This window comes from uncultured Nostoc sp., from assembly GCF_964247315.1.
Classification (GTDB): Bacteria; Cyanobacteriota; Cyanobacteriia; order Cyanobacteriales; family Nostocaceae; genus Nostoc.
On the sequence record NZ_CAXTTT010000061.1, the window covers coordinates 1 to 16,599 of the forward strand.

General features: G+C 43.3%; 16 protein-coding genes. 7 read left to right on the forward strand and 9 right to left on the reverse strand.

Features of this window, described 5'->3' with window-relative positions; translation table 11 throughout:
- The 4 genes from ACFE93_RS18665 to ACFE93_RS18680 form a co-directional block, all read left to right on the forward strand.
- Window positions 1-353 (forward strand): hypothetical protein (locus ACFE93_RS18665; RefSeq protein ID WP_375475027.1); only part of this gene is annotated, 353 nt, incomplete at its 5' end.
- Window positions 354-448: 95 nt separating this feature from the next.
- Window positions 449-745, forward strand: a complete 297-nt coding sequence (locus ACFE93_RS18670; protein ID WP_375475029.1) for a transposase — start codon at window positions 449-451, stop codon at window positions 743-745.
- A gap of 21 nt (window positions 746-766) precedes the next feature.
- Complete coding sequence (locus ACFE93_RS18675) at window positions 767-1,162, forward strand: four helix bundle protein (RefSeq protein ID WP_375475031.1); 396 nt, start codon at window positions 767-769, stop codon at window positions 1,160-1,162.
- A gap of 65 nt (window positions 1,163-1,227) precedes the next feature.
- A complete protein-coding gene (locus ACFE93_RS18680) occupies window positions 1,228-1,494 on the forward strand; it encodes a hypothetical protein (protein ID WP_375475033.1) in 267 nt (88 codons plus the stop codon).
- 554 nt (window positions 1,495-2,048) lie between these two features.
- On the opposite strand, the gene eis is transcribed toward ACFE93_RS18680, so the two are convergent.
- Complete coding sequence (gene eis / locus ACFE93_RS18685) at window positions 2,049-3,227, reverse strand: enhanced intracellular survival protein Eis (protein ID WP_375475035.1); 1,179 nt, start codon at window positions 3,225-3,227, stop codon at window positions 2,049-2,051.
- Window positions 3,228-3,490: 263 nt separating this feature from the next.
- Here eis and ACFE93_RS18690 point away from each other — a divergent pair, with 263 nt between their 5' ends.
- The gene (locus ACFE93_RS18690) at window positions 3,491-3,811 is read left to right on the forward strand and encodes a DMT family transporter (protein ID WP_375475037.1); all 321 of its coding nucleotides are present in this window, start codon (window positions 3,491-3,493) and stop codon (window positions 3,809-3,811) included.
- 61 nt (window positions 3,812-3,872) lie between these two features.
- Here ACFE93_RS18690 and ACFE93_RS18695 read toward each other — a convergent pair whose 3' ends face one another.
- A complete protein-coding gene (locus ACFE93_RS18695) occupies window positions 3,873-5,537 on the reverse strand; it encodes an FAD-dependent oxidoreductase (protein ID WP_375475039.1) in 1,665 nt (554 codons plus the stop codon).
- Window positions 5,538-5,601: 64 nt separating this feature from the next.
- Entirely contained in the window at window positions 5,602-5,811 is a 210-nt protein-coding gene (locus tag ACFE93_RS18700; RefSeq protein ID WP_375475041.1) for a hypothetical protein, read from the reverse strand.
- A 414-nt stretch (window positions 5,812-6,225) separates the two neighbouring features.
- Here ACFE93_RS18700 and ACFE93_RS18705 point away from each other — a divergent pair, with 414 nt between their 5' ends.
- Window positions 6,226-7,044 (forward strand): class I SAM-dependent methyltransferase, encoded by an 819-nt coding sequence (locus ACFE93_RS18705; protein ID WP_375475043.1) that lies wholly within the window; start codon window positions 6,226-6,228, stop codon window positions 7,042-7,044.
- Between the two features lie 159 nt (window positions 7,045-7,203).
- The gene (locus tag ACFE93_RS18710) at window positions 7,204-9,468 is read left to right on the forward strand and encodes a cation:proton antiporter (protein ID WP_375475045.1); all 2,265 of its coding nucleotides are present in this window, start codon (window positions 7,204-7,206) and stop codon (window positions 9,466-9,468) included.
- Between the two features lie 187 nt (window positions 9,469-9,655).
- On the opposite strand, the gene ACFE93_RS18715 is transcribed toward ACFE93_RS18710, so the two are convergent.
- The 6 genes from ACFE93_RS18715 to ACFE93_RS18740 form a co-directional block, all read right to left on the reverse strand.
- Window positions 9,656-11,242, reverse strand: a complete 1,587-nt coding sequence (locus ACFE93_RS18715) for a GMC family oxidoreductase (RefSeq protein WP_375475047.1) — start codon at window positions 11,240-11,242, stop codon at window positions 9,656-9,658.
- Between the two features lie 416 nt (window positions 11,243-11,658).
- Window positions 11,659-11,886, reverse strand: a complete 228-nt coding sequence (locus ACFE93_RS18720; RefSeq protein WP_375475049.1) for a hypothetical protein — start codon at window positions 11,884-11,886, stop codon at window positions 11,659-11,661.
- Between the two features lie 171 nt (window positions 11,887-12,057).
- Window positions 12,058-13,479 carry a TolC family protein gene (locus ACFE93_RS18725; protein WP_375475050.1) on the reverse strand — a complete coding sequence of 474 codons (1,422 nt, stop codon included), beginning with the start codon at window positions 13,477-13,479 and terminating at the stop codon, window positions 12,058-12,060.
- A 117-nt stretch (window positions 13,480-13,596) separates the two neighbouring features.
- Complete coding sequence (locus tag ACFE93_RS18730; protein WP_375475052.1) at window positions 13,597-14,268, reverse strand: ABC transporter ATP-binding protein; 672 nt, start codon at window positions 14,266-14,268, stop codon at window positions 13,597-13,599.
- Window positions 14,269-14,440: 172 nt separating this feature from the next.
- Window positions 14,441-15,112, reverse strand: coding sequence for a VOC family protein (locus ACFE93_RS18735; protein ID WP_375475054.1), 672 nt, complete (start codon window positions 15,110-15,112; stop codon window positions 14,441-14,443).
- Between the two features lie 57 nt (window positions 15,113-15,169).
- A complete protein-coding gene (locus tag ACFE93_RS18740; RefSeq protein WP_375475056.1) occupies window positions 15,170-16,450 on the reverse strand; it encodes an ABC transporter permease in 1,281 nt (426 codons plus the stop codon).
- Window positions 16,451-16,599: the final 149 nt, after the last annotated feature.

Below are 16,599 nucleotides of genomic sequence, written 5' to 3' on the forward strand. Positions count from 1 at the left end.
TATTTCGGCGAACTCATTTGTTATTTCGGCGAACTCATTTGTTATTTCGGCGAACTCATTTGTTATTTCGGCGAACGCATTTGTTATTTCGGCGAACGCATTTGTTATTTCGGCGTGTCCAGAACGCACTCTACTGGCGTGTCATTACTCAAATGTTGCAAAAAAATGTAGGTTGGGTTGACGTAAGGAAACCCAACCTACACCTTTTGACCACCCGCAACTGTTCGTTCCCAATGGACATCCGGGTAATGAGAGATCCGTTACCGACGATGGTACGGGCAAAGCTACAGATAGCCTACTGGAAATTCCTGCTGTTGGTAGGTATGGCGGTAGTGGTATACGAAATTTCTTGAATTAATACCATTTCACGAAATACCTGATACCGATCAAGGTGTAGGGGCACGGCACTGCCGTGCCCCTACGGGTGTACTTCACGTAAACGAGAACTATGAGTCGCCAACCGAGAAATTTTCAACCAGGATTCTCTTATCACGTTACTACTCGCTGCAATAACCGCGAGTTTAATCTGGCGCAGCGAGAATGTCGGGAGGTCTTTTTGTATGCTATGAAAAAGGCTTTGGACAAATATGGTTTTAAGCTTTATGCTCTGTGCATTCTGTCAAACCACGTACACTATCTCATAGAACCTGCCGCCCACCAAGACTTGCCCAAAATCATGCATTTCTTGAATTGGTACAGCCCCTTTGGGGAATTCAAAAATCAAAAGTCAAAAGTCAAAAAATAGGTACTTTCATCTCGTAGTGTAATGATATTTTTGCCAGATTATGTTTTTAGTATGAATAATCACATACCAATTTCTGATAGAACATTTGAGTTTGCTGTTAGAATAAGCAAACTTTGTTCTTATCTAGATAAGCAACCAGGAACACCGCGATTGCTAGCTGCTCAGTTATTTAGATCAGGTACATCAATAGGCGCAAATATTGAAGAATCTCGTTCGGCTGAAAGTGATAGAGATTTTATAAGTAAGCAGTCTATAGCTTTGAAAGAGGCAAAAGAAACAAGATATTGGCTAAAGCTCTTAATTAAATCAGAAATGATGTCTGAAGAGAAAATATTAAGTCTTTTGGATGAATGCGAACAGTTGATTAAAATTATTGCTAAATCAATAATAACAACTAAAGAAAAGTTGAAGAAATAATTTTTTGACTTTTGACTTTTGACTTTTGACTTCCCGATAGGGAGTGGCATCCAGCTTTTTTACAATTGGGTAAAACATTAGATGAATGTGCCAAAAAGTATCGCGGGTTTTGCCAAAGGTATAAACCGAAGTTAAAAACAGCCAGCAAGCCTTACTGGGGTAGTAAGCTGCTGGCTGGTCATCAGGTTCATAAAGGTAAGCGCAAATGCTCACCTGGCCAATTAGCATTGCCGATTGGGCAGTGCCAGGTATCGGAAAGCCCCGAATTAGCAGAAGTGGTACAGAAATTCGTCCAAGCAAATCGAGGTTGTAGGTTTGATGTGCGGGTGTGAGGTATTATGGAAGTGGAACTAGTAGAAGTGGTACTTATGATTTTAAATTCCCTTTCCTAGAGTCACACGACGTGGAACGTTATTTATAAACTCGACCGAATTCTTGTCTGGGAGATCAAGTGTTATAAGAGTCCCTCCTACAATCTTCGATGCTTGGGAGTCATCAAGTTCCTCGAAAACTAGAGAGAATTTTTCATCGCTTTTCTTTGTCACTTTTCACGTCCTAAAATGTTGTTAGTTGATTCACAGTCAGCTATTGACTGCATGATTAAAATAATACATTTAGGAGATGCGAGAAATCAAGGGTTTATACAAAACATCCTACCTTACCCACTTTTCCCACCTTTTTTACGAAGCGTGACTTGATGAATGGGAACGGGATAAAAAAGATGAGTTGTGAGCTAAAAGTTATTGAAACAAAAACAAACCTCACTCATAGTGCTGACTTTAATCCCTCTGGCTGGTTTTACTACGCAAAACCGTCCCTCTCCAACAAGCTAGAAGGACAGACTTGAACTTTAGTTCAACAATAGAGAGGTTCTTAACAGCTCAGGTTAAAAGAAATCAGCCACCCAAGGAGAACTACCTGCAAATATTTGCTCCGCTGCTGAAATAGCTGTTTCTGTTCCATGCAGTTTTCCGGCTATTTGCAAATGGTAGGGTGTGAACAAACTTGTATATAGTGGTGCTAGTTCTCGGACATCTAACTGCAACTCACCTTTTCCACCTTTTGTAACTTCACTGCGTCCATTGGCAATAGAAAGGATGAATTTACCATTGTTTGCATCTAGCAAATTATCTTGAATGTCTAGGTGCAATTCAGCCTGAATTTCCGAAGGATAACCCCGCATCTCTAGCGCTTTGACTACATCTACTACCCGCAGCATCCAACGCATCGTATTCTTAAGCTTGGCAGTTTGCTCTGGTAGCAGCAATGTCAAGGAATCAATTGCAGAACTCCTCCATCGCACCCGATCAATTTGGGAGCGATGACTGGCAAGAAAAGACCAGAATGTTTGTGCAGCCGCAACTGTGAGAATTACCCAATCCTTTACTCGCAAGATTGCGCCATCCTCTTTTGAATGTTGACTGAAGAGGATGTAGCCTTCGGGTTTCTCTTTGGTACCGATAAAATATGCGTAAAATGTTTCCTTGTCATCTGGTTGGATTAAGCGCTCCCAGATTGCAGGATGTCGGTCTAAATATCCATGCGTTAATCTCGCCTGCTGCTGATATAGTTCATGAAAGACTTGATGATTGATTGGCACTATTGGTTGCAAAGGTAGGGGTTGCTCCCGCACTTGAATACTTTTAGTAGGAACTTCCCAATTACACCAGCTACCCCCCTGCTCATACCCGACTTTTCGATACAAGCCTTGAACTGCTGGATAAAGAGCAGAGAGCGGTATACCTCTAGCATAGAGTTCTTTGAGGGTGTGCTGCATGAGAGCGATCGCAGCTCCCGAACCGCGATACTCTGGAGCAATGCCCACTACGGCAATTCCTGTCATTGGTACACGCACACCACCCCACCACTGGCCCATATCCAGAGTTGCCAATCCACCAATTAATTGCCCAAATCCCCGAATAATACGGAAATTTTCGACACCAATGAGATTGATATAAGCTTTTTCGCCACCACCTCCGGTGATGAAACACTGCTCAAGGATATAAATTAGCTGCTGAATATCCTTTGGATCGGCAAGAGTACTGTATTCAAATTGAGCCGTCATCTCTTATACCATTAGTAGGATAAAAACACAATCATACTACAGCAGACGTTGCCCCAATGCTTGAGCAATTTCATCGCCATAAAGCCCCGGAATCAGCCTCAATTATACTACTGCACGTTTGGTTTTAAATGTTGGAATACTTGTATCGCAACATGCTCGATTAAGGGTTATTGATGTAAGTAATTAGTCTTTCAAAACGCGATAAATCGCGTCTCTACATTTGGGTTTTGTTGCTCATTCTGAACTAACCACTTACAAAAAATATGTCAACAAGTTGGATTTACCTTATATTAGCAATCCTTTTTGAGGTTTCAGGCACAACTTGCATGAAATTATCGCAGGGATTTACTAAAACAGTTCCTTCAATATTAATATTTGTCTTCTATGGACTTTGTTTTACTTTTTTGACCTTTGCCCTCAAGAGACTTGAAGTGAGTGTTGCCTATTCTGTCTGGGCTGGATTGGGAACTATTCTAATTGCTCTTATTGGTATTATTTGGTTTCAAGAATCTGCCACGTTAATCAAACTTGTGTCGATCGCCTTAATCATCATCGGCGTAATTGGCATCAACGCAAGTAAATGAAGGAGGCAGGAAGCAGGGGAGAGGGTTTGCAGTTTACACAGCTTAGTATTCGCTGCTTTAGCTAAACATTACTTAGATAGCGGTGAACAAATTGAATGGCGATCGAACCTTCTCCCACACCGGATGCCACCCGCTTAATTGAGCCATAGCGGACATCTCCGGCTGCGAAGATTCCGGGAATGCTGGTTTCTAATAAGAAAGGAGAGCGTTCCAAAGGCCAACCACGAGGAGATTTGCCATTATGCATCAAGTCTGGCCCTGTGATGATAAACCCCTGAGCATCTCGTTGAATAACGCCATCGAGCCAATCAGTTTTGGGGCTAGCACCGATGAAAATAAACAGCGATCGCGCCGATACAGTTTCCGTTTGTCCAGTCTTGGCATGGGCGATCGCAATTGCTTCTAAATATTCTTCTCCCTTGACTTCCACGACGCTGCAACTTGTGCAAACTTGGATATTTTCTGTCGCGGCAATTTGGTCAATCAAGTATTGGGACATACTTGATGCTAGTGACTCTCCTCGCACCAACATAATCACTTTGCTGGCATACTTAGAAAAATGCATTGCTGCTTGTCCAGCAGAGTTTGCCCCGCCTACCAAGTAAACCTCTTCGTTGGTGCAGGCGATCGCCTCAGTCATGGCAGCACCGTAATAAATTCCTGCTCCTGTGAGCTTCTCGGCTCCTGGAACTTTTAGCCAACGGTAGGAAACGCCGGTTGCAACTAAAAGTGCATGGCAACTAATCTCGCTACCATCTGCCAATTGCAGAACCCGATAAGGATCTTCTAGTCGAACCCCACTTACGACTTGAGGAGTGAGAATTTCTACCCCAAATCGCCGCGCCTGGGTGACTCCCCGCCTTGCCAAATCACTGCCACTCAAGCCAACAGGAAACCCCAAATAGTTCTCAATCCGCGAACTCGTACCGGCTTGTCCTCCTGGCGCTTCACGCTCAATTAAGACAGTACTCAATCCCTCAGAAGCACCATAGACGGCGGCGGCCAGTCCGGCAGGGCCAGCACCCACGATCGCCAAGTCATAGAAGGGGCGCTCTGCCTGAGTTTGCAGTCCAATTTTGGCGGCAATCTCTAAATTAGATGGTTGAATTAACCGGGAACCATCGGGAAACAGCACCAATGGCAATTGTTGTCTGCCATCAGCTTGTGAGTATTCCACTAATTTTGCGGCATCCGGCTCCAGTTCAATATCTAACCAATTGTATGGAATCTGGTTACGTGCTAGGAAGTCTTTCACCTGATGTGAAAAAGGCGACCAGCGATTACCAATGACTCGAATGCCTTCAAAGCGTGGGCGGAATCCAGCTAGCCAGTCATCTAGCAAATCATTTAAAACCGGATATAGTCTCTCTTCTGGTGGATTCCAAGGCTTGAGTAAGTAATAATCAAGTTTGGCACTATTAATCGATTTAATAGCAGCATCCGTATCTGCATAAGCCGTCAACAAGGCACGTTTCGCATCGGGAAAGATGCCTTTTGCCTGTTCTAGAAACTCTACGCCTCCCATTTGGGGCATACGTTGATCCACTAGAAATAAAGCAATTGCCTCATTCCGCAATTTTAGTTGCTGTACCACATCCAGAGCCGTGATACCTGAATCTGCCCGAACAATACGGAAGCGATCGCCATACTGATGACGCAAGTCTCGTGACACCGCTTGCAACACTTCTGGATCGTCATCGACGGTTAAAATTGCTGGTTTTGCCATAACTACTGTTACTTAACAATTGCAGTGTCTAGCCGTTGTCTTCAAAAGTTTGTCGTCAAAATATCTACTGTTTAACCAGTTGCTTTAAACGAAAGTATGCCTCTTCTGGTGTCAGCGATTCCGATTGACTTTCATTGGGTATATAAAATACCCAAGTATCACGAAAGTAATGTACCACAAAGCTGGGAATCAAACCCAAGTTTACTGCTTGCTTTCCGAGTTTTTCAGTTTGTTCCTCTAAACTCAGTTGGTCATGAAATGGGTGTTCAACCATACTTTTTTATCTCCCTGTACTTTATTTGACTCTGGAAGAAGGTTCAAAACCAGTATTGCACAAATCAACTTTCGGTAATTCACCATTCACCATGTTCCAGAATCAGCTTGAGAATATTTTGGTAATAGACCTAAATAATTTCAAATATGCTTTCGTAGAGAATCATAAAACTATTTGGGTCATTCAGGGTAACTGAAATTGAATTGAATAAGGCAGCAGGGCACTCCTTCTATTGAGGTATTGGGAAATCATCTGGACTGTGGATTATGCGTTGTTCGTAAACAGCGACGCCGAGTAGCCCGTCGTAGACATCGTACCAGTCGCGGCTTGTGCTGTCAGAGTTGGATTCAGCAGCAAGCAACTCAATATCGCAACAAGAGTTATTATAAAGTGAAGAAAATTTAACATTTGGCTATGACCGATCTGGATAGCTACAAGCAGCAACTAAAAGAATTGTATGGTAGTAGAACAAATTATGACCATGAGAAAGATACTCGCCATCCTCTAGAAGCCAAGATTTTACTTGAATTTGTGACACTACATTCGGGACATAAAATCCTTGATGTGGCAACTGGAACGGGTTTAGTTGCGATACCCGCAGCTGAAAAAGTTGGTTCAGAGGGCTATGTGATTGGAATTGACATCACCCCTGGAATGTTGCATCAAGCAAGACTTAAAATTGCAGCAGCAAGATTACAAAATATCGAGTTGATTGAGGCGGATGCAGAGTATTTTAACTTTAGTGATAATAGTTTTGATGTTATCTTTTGCTGTGAGGCAATTGTACTTTTTCCTGATATAATCGCTATTTTAAAAAAGTGGTATCGCTTCTTAAAACCCGGAGGATTTATGGCATTCACCTGTCCTCCCGAAACTGCTTATATGGCATCTCTTCAGCAGAAGATATGCGCTAAAGTTTTGGGTGTATCGCTACCACATATCCTTGAACCACTGGGAACTCCAGAAAAATGTCGTAATTTGCTTAATCAGGCAGGTTTTAGAGATATCGAAATTAAGATTGAACCATCAGGACGTTATCGCCCTCTTAGGGATAGCAGATTATCTGAGACACTAATTAAGATAAATTTTAAAGGTAATCCCCTGTTGTCAACATTATCACCAGAACAATTAAATCAGTTGCAAGTTGAATACAAAGCAGAAATGGAGCAACTAGCAACCGATAGAGGTATTTGGGAAGACACTACAAAGTTGTTTGTTCGCGCTCGAAAATAAGTTGATGAGCTTTGTTCTTGAACTGACACATCAAGGCGATCGCAGATGATAATCTTGCCGATGACAGTTTAATCCCTAGACCGATGTAGAAGTAAACGTTTTCAGATTTACTTGAAGCAGCCCCTTGAAAAATTTGTAATCCAACCTTTGGACGCTTATATGCAAAACCTGTCCCTAATATTAGTGCCTGTACTTGCTGCACAGAAAGTAGCAGGTGACGGTGTAATTAAACCTCTCGGTCATCATGAACTGCTGTTGGTGCTAGTACAACTGTCACTGTTGCTTTTGGTAGCGCGGGGATTAGGTGAGTTGATGCGCCGGATTAACCTACCGCCTGTTGTTGGAGAATTATTGGCGGGTGTGCTGCTTGGGCCTTCTCTATTTGGTTTGCTCCTTCCAGACTTACAGGCGCACATCTTTCCCAAAAGTCAAGAACAATCTAATTTACTTTCAGTGATTTCTTGGTTAGGCGTGTTATTTTTGCTAATTGTGACTGGGTTGGAGACGGATCTCAAGCTGATTCTTCGTAAGGGTAAAACGGCTCTTTTGATTTCACTGGGCGGAATTATTGTCCCGTTTATTACCGGATTTGGACTGGGCTGGCTATTGCCAGATAGTTTTTTAGCCGACCCAGAAAAGCGATTGGTATTTAGTCTGTTTATCGCCACAGCAATGAGTATTTCGGCAGTACCAGTGATTGCGAAAGTGCTGATGGACTTGAACCTGATTCGCCGTGACATTGGTCAAGTCACCTTAGCTGCTGGTATGACTGACGACACCATCGGCTGGATTTTACTTTCTGTGGTTTCAGGTCTAGCTAGTAGCGGTAAATTTGACCTTGGGACAATTTTCCATTCTGTGAGCGCTGCCATATTATTTCTCGCGATCGCCTTTACAATTGGGCGTACCATCGTAGACCAGATTTTGCGCTGGGTTGATGACTACATTGGCGGAATTGCCGCTAGTATGTCGGTTGTGCTGATTCTTTCGCTCTCGGCAGCAGCACTTACCCACGCATTAGGTTTAGAAGCAGCATTAGGTGCTTTCGTGCTGGGGATTCTGGCAGGTCAATCCCGCCGTTTTAGCAATGAAGCTGGACACATGTTAGAAGTCTTCACAGCAAGCTTTCTAGCGCCAATTTTCTTTGCTTCAGCTGGCTTGAAAGTTAATTTGCTAGCTCTGTTAGTCCCTCAAACGTTGATATTTGGCTTGATTGTTCTCGTTGTCGCCTGTGTTGGCAAATTTACAGGTGCTTACCTTGGTTCTCGCGTCGGTGGCTTGAGTCATTGGGAAGGTTTGGCGATGGGTTCCGGGATGAATGCTCGCGGGGCGATGGAAATTGTCGTTGCCACGATTGGTTTATCTTTGGGAGTGCTGAATCCCCAGATGTACTCGATTATTGTCATGGTGGCGATCGTCACTTCCCTAATGGCTCCACCCCTGCTGCGCTGGACTTTATCAAAAGTAGTTATGGGTGAAGAGGAAGCTCGACGTTTGGAACAAGAAGAACAGGATAGCCGCAGTTTTATCAAGCAGATCCAGCGTGTCTTAATACCTACTAGTGGTGGCCCCAACATCCAACTCGCAGCGCAACTAGTCGGTTACATGGCTCACCAAAACTCGATAGAAGTTACATCTCTATATGCCCTAAGTGATAAGCAACCCCAAAGCAGAGCACGCCGGATGGAGGCAACCCAGCTTAAAGATACAGCTGCCGAGCAAGCTCTAGCTGCTGTGACTGAAGAAATGCAGCTACCTGCTGATACCACCCTGCAAACAAAAACGGAGTCTGGGCGTAATAAAGCGGAGGTAATTTTAAATGAAGCGAACAAAGGCTATAACTTGATCGTACTGGGAGCTTCTGAACAGATTCGCCCCCAGAAAGCATTGTTTAATTTGCTTGTAGATAAAGTTGTCCAAGAAGCGCCTTGTGCAACGATGGTGGTGAAGTCGCACCTACACCATCCCAAAGGTGAGATATGTAAAATCGCTCAACAACAGCTGAAAAAGATTCTGGTGCCAACGGTGGGGACAGAATATAGCAAAAATGCTGTAGAGATGGCAAGTATGATCGCAGCTCAAACCGGAGCATTAGTGATGATCGTTAACGTGATTAATTTGCCACAGATTGAGTATATTCTTTACGAACAGCGATCACTAGCTCCAGTGAAGGAAATTGCCCATGAGCTGCTCGAACAGCAAGCAGAAATGGGCCGCAATCTCGGTGCTGATGTCAAAACCTATATTCTTCAAGGAAGCAGCCCAGAAAGGGAAATCCTCAAGTTTGCCCAAACCCAGGAAGTTGACTTAATTGTTCTAGGGAGTAGTATCCGAATGGTTACGGGTCGCGTTTTTTTCGGTCATAGAGTGGATGCAATTCTGAGTAAGGCCCATTGCCCAGTAGCGGTAATTACTGTGCCATAGTCGTTATAAGCTTAGATGCATTTAGGCAACTTTATCGTTTGTGCATAATGCTCGAAGACGAGGTAAAGCTTTGCTTTGAGGCCTCCTTGAGTCTTTTCAAAAGCTAGATCCCTGGAATCCCGGTTGAGCGTTTCCTGAATCTCTGTTTTGTGAATCGTCGTTATCTTTAGGCGATCGCGCCAGTGAGTTAGTTTGCCATTGCTTTGTGCACTTGCTGTGAAACGCTAAGAGCGGCTTTAATTAAATCGGCTCCTTTTTCACCGATCATAATCGTGGGCGCGTTCGTATTTCCCCCGACTAGAGTTGGCATAATCGATGCATCAACAACCCGCAACCCCTCAACCCCATGTACCCGGAGTTCGGGATCGACAACCGCCATTGGGTCAGTTCCCATTTTGCAAGTGCCGACAGGATGATACCCCGTAACACAAAATTCCCGGATGTAAGCTTCGAGTGCTTCATCGCTAATCACCTTAGCACCGGGACTGATTTCCTCACCTCGAAACCGATCAAAAGCACTTGTATGAAACAATTTACGCATTATTTTAATTCCTTCAACTAGCTTTTGCACATCGGATTGACTTTGTAGAAAGTTCATCCGAATAATTGGTGGGTCTTTGAGGTCAGGCGAGAGCAAACTGACACTGCCAATGTTTTGGGGATGAGTCAAACTGACTGTAACAGTGAATCCCAAACCAGAGAGGGTTTTGCCAGGAGATATCCACAGAATGCTACCGAAGAAAAACTGTAAATCTGGCGTGGCATCCAGATTACCTTCGGTATGCAAAAATAATCCGGCTTCAGCGTTACCATTACTGCTAATTGCCGGGTCTAACCCAGCAATTACCTCGTGTGCCACAGAACTGGTAATTATCTGGTGTGCCACAGGAACGAGAGAGTGGTCTTGGAGGTTTTGACCGACACCTGGCAAATCAACGACGACAGGAATCCCCATTGCTTGCAGGTGTTTTGCATCACCAATGCCGGACAGCATCAGCAGCTTGGGCGAGTCGAATGCACCAGCACTTAAAATCACTTCTTTGTTAACCCTGGCTTGGTGCAGCGTTCCCTGGTGCATATATTCCACCCCAATGGTGCGGGTTCCCTCAAACAATAACCGAGTCACTAACGCTCCTGTTGTTATTGTTAAATTAGGACGCTTGAGAATTGGCAAGAGGAATGCAGCAGCAGCACTATGACGTTTACCATCCTTGACCGTCAACTGATAAAGTCCCGCACCTGATTGCTGTATCCCATTGAAATCAGGATTGTGGTTATATCCGATCGCCACGGCTGCTTCTACAAATTGTTGGGATGCCACAGTAGGGGCTTGAATATCGGTCACGCTCAACTCCCCATCAACCCCGTGGTATGCGTCGGCACCGCGTTGCTGATTCTCAGATTTCTTGAAATAGGGCAATACATCTTGGTAACTCCAACCAGGATTCCCCAATTCTTGCCAGTGGTCATAATCGTGATGATTGCCCCGGATATAAATCATGGAATTAATCGAACTGCTGCCACCCAAGACTTTGCCACGGGGACAAAAGATTTTGCGATTATTCAGGTACGGTTCTGGTTCAGAGAAATATCCCCAGTCCAGCTCTGAGCCGGGTAGGTTGGGGGATGACAACGGGATTTGAATCTCTGGTTTAGTATCTGGGTTGCCAGCTTCGAGTAATAACACGGTTATTTCACTATCTTGTGTCATCCGGTTGGCAACAACGCAGCCTGCTGAACCCGCACCAATCACAATATAGTCATATTGAGTCATCACATCCTCGCTTGTAAATTCAACTACTTCAAGAGCTGCAACTTAAAGATTGGTTAAAGCTTGAAGTTTAAGAATCTGACTGTTGCATTACGACCAACACAGAGATTAAGCATGAATCTCTGACGCTAATTTTTCTACTTCTTGTGCAAAATTTGGGTCAGATTTCATTATCTCTTGTAAGTAACCAACTACCCGATCTAAATTAGCCCTGACCCTTTTTCTGCCTCTTGCTTACCTCGAAGCTTGTCCAAATCTTGTCACGTAGCGCTTTTATCTTTGTTAGAGTTGCTTGTGTCAGCTTCTCATATCATGTCCAGTTAAAGACTTATCATTAAGGCAGCAGGGGTGCAGAGGAGCAGAGAATCAGAGGAGAGAGGCTTTTGGGCTTTCTGCATAAATTTGGGAATTAAAACTAATTAGCCAGACTTGATATCAATTGTTTTTCCAAAAGCTATTTTCAAAGGCTTTGTTACGATTGCCTTTGGCACTGCCCCGATTGCGATCGCTAACTGCTGGCTGGCTGTCGGCAGTAATCTTTTTAAGTAATAATTAAATGTATTTTTGTACTGAAGATAGTCATTAGTAATTGGCTGTATAGTTGTGCCAAAGGCAATCGCACGTTTTTTGCCCAACCTCACTTGCATCGCCTTGTTCCCTCCCCGGCAGGGTCGCTAGATTGTCTTTGCGAACAATGCAAGCCGACTGCATTAACAATGCATCCCAATACATTGGCATTGCAGGGTATTGCCTTTCTTTAATTCGCTACCAATTCATGAAATGCTGTACTAAGCAAACTTTTCTTTAATGATTTGACCTTAGCGCGAAGCCCTAGATGTTACCGATCTTTGCAAATTAGCTAGAGCGCGATTGTAATCCAAAATAGCTTCAACTCGATTACCTTCTGCTCTTGTCAGATCATTTTCAGCATCAATCACCTCTGTTTGAGTGCCCACACCAGCTTGGAACCTCAATCTTGCTAAATTCAGAGCTTCCCTGGCTTGATTTAAAGCCACACTAGAAGTCTGCACATTATTTAAATTGGATTGTAATTGAGCATAATACTGTTCTACATCAAAGCGAATTTGGTCGCGCTGGGTAGCAAATTGAGTCTCTGCGATCGCAATATTAGCTCTCGACTGATCTGCACGCGCTTTTGCTGCTCCCCCTTCAAATAAAGTTAGATTTCCTTGAATTCCTGCGGAATAGCCATCAGTAATGCTAACGCCATCGTTATACCGATCTAGCAGATTGTAGTTACCGACCAAACTAACTTGCGGCCCTAGCTGTGAAAGTGCCTGTCGTCGCTGTTGCTCGTAAATATTACGTTGTCCCAAATACTGTTGCAACTCTGGACGATTTTGAAACGCTTGGACAATACTTTGTTCTACCGTCTGCGGCCAAAGACCCGCTAACTGTACAGGGTCAGAGGCACTGATATCAACTGACTGCGATAAACTTAACAACGTGGCAAGCTGACGACGCGCAATTTGCTGCTGTGAGATCGCATTAGTCAGTTGTTGTTGGGCGTTTGCTAAATTTACCTGAGCTTGCAGCACATCGAACCGCGTACCTACTCCAGCCTGTTCTCTGGCTTGAGTATCCCGTAAACTAGCCTGGGCATTTATCACAGCAGACTGATTAATTCTGACTAGTTGATCTGCTTGTTGCAAATCGTAGTATTGAGTTGTGGCATTCAAGCTAATTGTCAAAGACTGACTTTCAACATTTAATTGATCTACCCGTAGCTGTTCCTCTGCGGCTCGGATAGTCGCTTGTCGGTTCCCAGAATTATAGAGATTGTAATTCAGTTGGGCTGAACCATTAAAAGAGGTAGAAGAGGTGCTGGCTTGAGATGAATTATTACTAAAACCATTACCGCTATTAGTCACGCTACTGTTAATACCAAGAGTAGGAAACAAGGCAGCTTGAGACTCGCGTAGCGCCGAGCGACTGCGTTCTAGCTGTAATATAGCTACCTGTAAGTCTCGATTGTTGCGTTTTGCGAGTTCCAAAGCTTGTGCCAAACTGATTGGCACAGTTCCCTGAATTTTTACTTCCTCCGGTTTAGTCGGAAATTGCAGCGGATTGGGATTGGGGTTGAGGCGATCGGGAACTTGTACAGAGCTTGAAGAATTCTGTGCTTTTGGGGGAGTTGCTGCACTTACTAAAGTTGGAAGAAAAATCGCGAACGCGACAGTAACCCAGGCAGAATGCACGAAAAATAAGCTGAAATTCATAATCTAGATATAGTCATTAATTAGGTTTTTTGAGGATATAATCAAAAGTTTTCATCCTGATTGACCTGACAATGATTTAAATCTTAAATTCCTCCTCAAAAGATTAATCTTAACAAATTAGCCGACAATCAAACCATCCTGAACTCGAATAATCCTTTGGGTTTGAGCAGCGATATCTGGTTCATGAGTGACAATCACAATCGTGATTCCTTGGTCATTAAGTTCAGTCAGCAAACTCATCACCTCATGGGAAGTTTCAGTATCTAAAGCTCCTGTTGGCTCATCTGCCAAAACTAATGCAGGTCGGTTGACCAAAGCACGAGCGATCGCTACTCGTTGTTGTTGTCCGCCAGATAGTTGACTAGGACGGTTAGCGATGCGTCCCCCTAATCCTACCCTTTCTAAGGCTTCTAATGCCCTTTCTCGGCGTTTTGGCTTGGGCAAGTTAGCGTAAACCATTGGCAACATGACGTTTTCTAACGCTGTCGCCCGCGCCAATAGGTTAAATTGTTGAAACACAAAACCTATTCTTTGATTGCGGATATAGGCTAATTCATCATCATCAAAAGTCGTCAGGTTTCTGCCTTCAAAAATATAGTCTCCAGTTGTGGGACGATCCAGACATCCTAAAATATTCATCAGCGTCGATTTACCCGAACCTGACGCACCCATAATCGAGACGTATTCCCCTTCTTCAATGGAGAGTTCAATTCCCTTGAGTATAGGAACACTAACTTCTCCCAAGTGGTAAGTCTTAGTAATAGATTCCATCCAAATCATGGTTGGCATATTGATTTTTGCTTGATAAATTGTTGGTTGTTAAGTTTTCAGAAATTACATTGATTTTATAACCTGCGAATAATTAAAATTTAGTTTTTAGGTTATTTGCAAATAAGCGGCAATATTAATATATATAAATTATCAATAGATAAAATGTAGTTACTGTAATCAAATATTATAATCACCATCTAATTAAAATTGGTAATTGCGAACCAAAATCTTGTGAACTACCTTCTTTGGCGTTATCAAACTCTATTTCTAGTTGGTAAAAATTGCCCTGTGAAAATTGCACTAATCCAAGCTCAATTAGCGTTCTCACTTCAGCAGAAAAGTTTTGAACACCGGGTAAAGTGACTTGTAATGCTGTAATTTCTTTAAATCCAACTTGATGAACTAAAGGAGGTCGCCGTTCTAAAGGTAAATTTCTAGGTTTTTGAGTTGCAAGTGAAATGAAAATCAAGGGTTCTAATAAATTGTCACTATTGGTTGCGATTGGAATAGAAGCTCCTAGTGTCCGATATTTTGCATGGTAATCCCAAGTAGAGAATGGCATTTCTCGTAAATCTGACGCTGTTGACCGGAATGAAATGCCAAAAGGGCAAGCTTGTGTTTCTTGCCAACGGCAGCGTGACCACAAACCTGTAGGGTGAACAAGAGGAGACTGGATTTCGTTAGCGTCAAAAAGCCAAAGTAACTCAAGATAAGCATTCTCAAAGAAAAAGCAAACATTTGCAGTTCCTTGGCCTTGATGAATTCTCCGAGTCCCTTCTGTGAGTCCAAAAGCAGTTAGTATATCTGCTGGTGGTGCTTCTGGTTCAACACAGACAAAAATATGATCTAGTTCAAGTTGCATATATTCACCTGTTTTCAGAGAAGTGTTTAATTTTTAAATTTTCTTTTTTTGAATTATTTAGTCACTACGTAAAGCATTGATTGGATCTAATTTAGATGCGTTCCGTGCTGGAATCACCCCAGCGATTAAGCCAACGGTTAACGAGAGTACAAAGCCAGCAACGATCGACAATAAAGAAATTACAAACGGAAATTTGAAAACGTTTGCAGCCACAAAGGCTAATAAAACGCCAGTCACCATACCAATACCTCCGCCGACAATGGAAATCACGATCGCTTCTGCTAAAAATTGATTCAGTATTGCTGAATTGGTTGCTCCTACGGCTTTGCGAATCCCGATTTCTCGCGTCCGCTCAACCACAGAAACTAGCATAATATTAGCAATACCAATGCCACCAACTACCAGAGAAATTCCAGCGATCGCTACCACCATGACTGTAAATAAACCCACAATACTAGTAAAGGTACTAACAATATCAGCTTGATTAGTCAGCCGAAAATCATCAGCTTGTGGCGGATAAATGTTATGACGCAGCCGTAAAAGATTGGTAACTTGAAACTGAGCGGCTTCTAACTGCTCCTGATTCGCGCCTTTGACTAAAATTCCACTTACAGAAACGCCCACTAGGGCATTATTCCCAACTAGTCTCTTCGACATACTAGTTAGAGGAATAAAAATCTGGTCATCTCGATCCATCGGCCCCTGAGCGCCTTTAGGTTCCATCACCCCAATTACTTCATAAGCCTCTCCCTGAATCCGAATTCTCTCACCGATCGGATTTGCACCTTGTGCAAAGAGTGTTTTTTGAACTGTAGGGCCAAGAATGGCAAGCTGTGCGGCAGTATCTAGTTCTTCTTGAGTAAAATATCTCCCTTGTTGGGGGTGAGTATTTCTGACTTCTGGGTAGTTCAAATCAGTGCCATAAATCGTTGTTGAGGTATTCTGTCCGGCATAGACAACTTGAGCAGTCCGTTGGAGATAAGCAGAAACCATCTGTGCTGATGGCGCTTGTGTAGCGATCGCTTTCGCATCTTCCCAGGTCAAGGTACTGCTAGAACCTACTCCTTGACGGACATTCCCGCTTCTTGCCGCACCAGCTAAGATTTGGATCACATCTGTACCCAATGCTTGTATCTGTTGCTCAACTCCCTTTTGCACTCCCTGACCGACAGAAGTAATGGCAATAACTGAAGAAATCCCAATAATCACGCCCAACATAGTTAGACCTGTGCGTAATTTGTTACTCCACAGAGTCTCTGCCGCCATTGTCAAGATTTCCAGCAATGGTACTGTGCGGGTATTCTTCGCTTTGTAAAAGCCCTTAAATATCTTAAACATAAAATTTTATTTGAAACTCAATACAATTCAGTTAAGCATTTCTTTCTTCTCTTCCTTTGCGTCCTTGGCGTCCTTGGCGGTTCGTTAAAAAAGTTGAACCTTTTTACTCGACAGTTGAGCCTTTTTACTCGACAGTTGAGCCTTTTTAC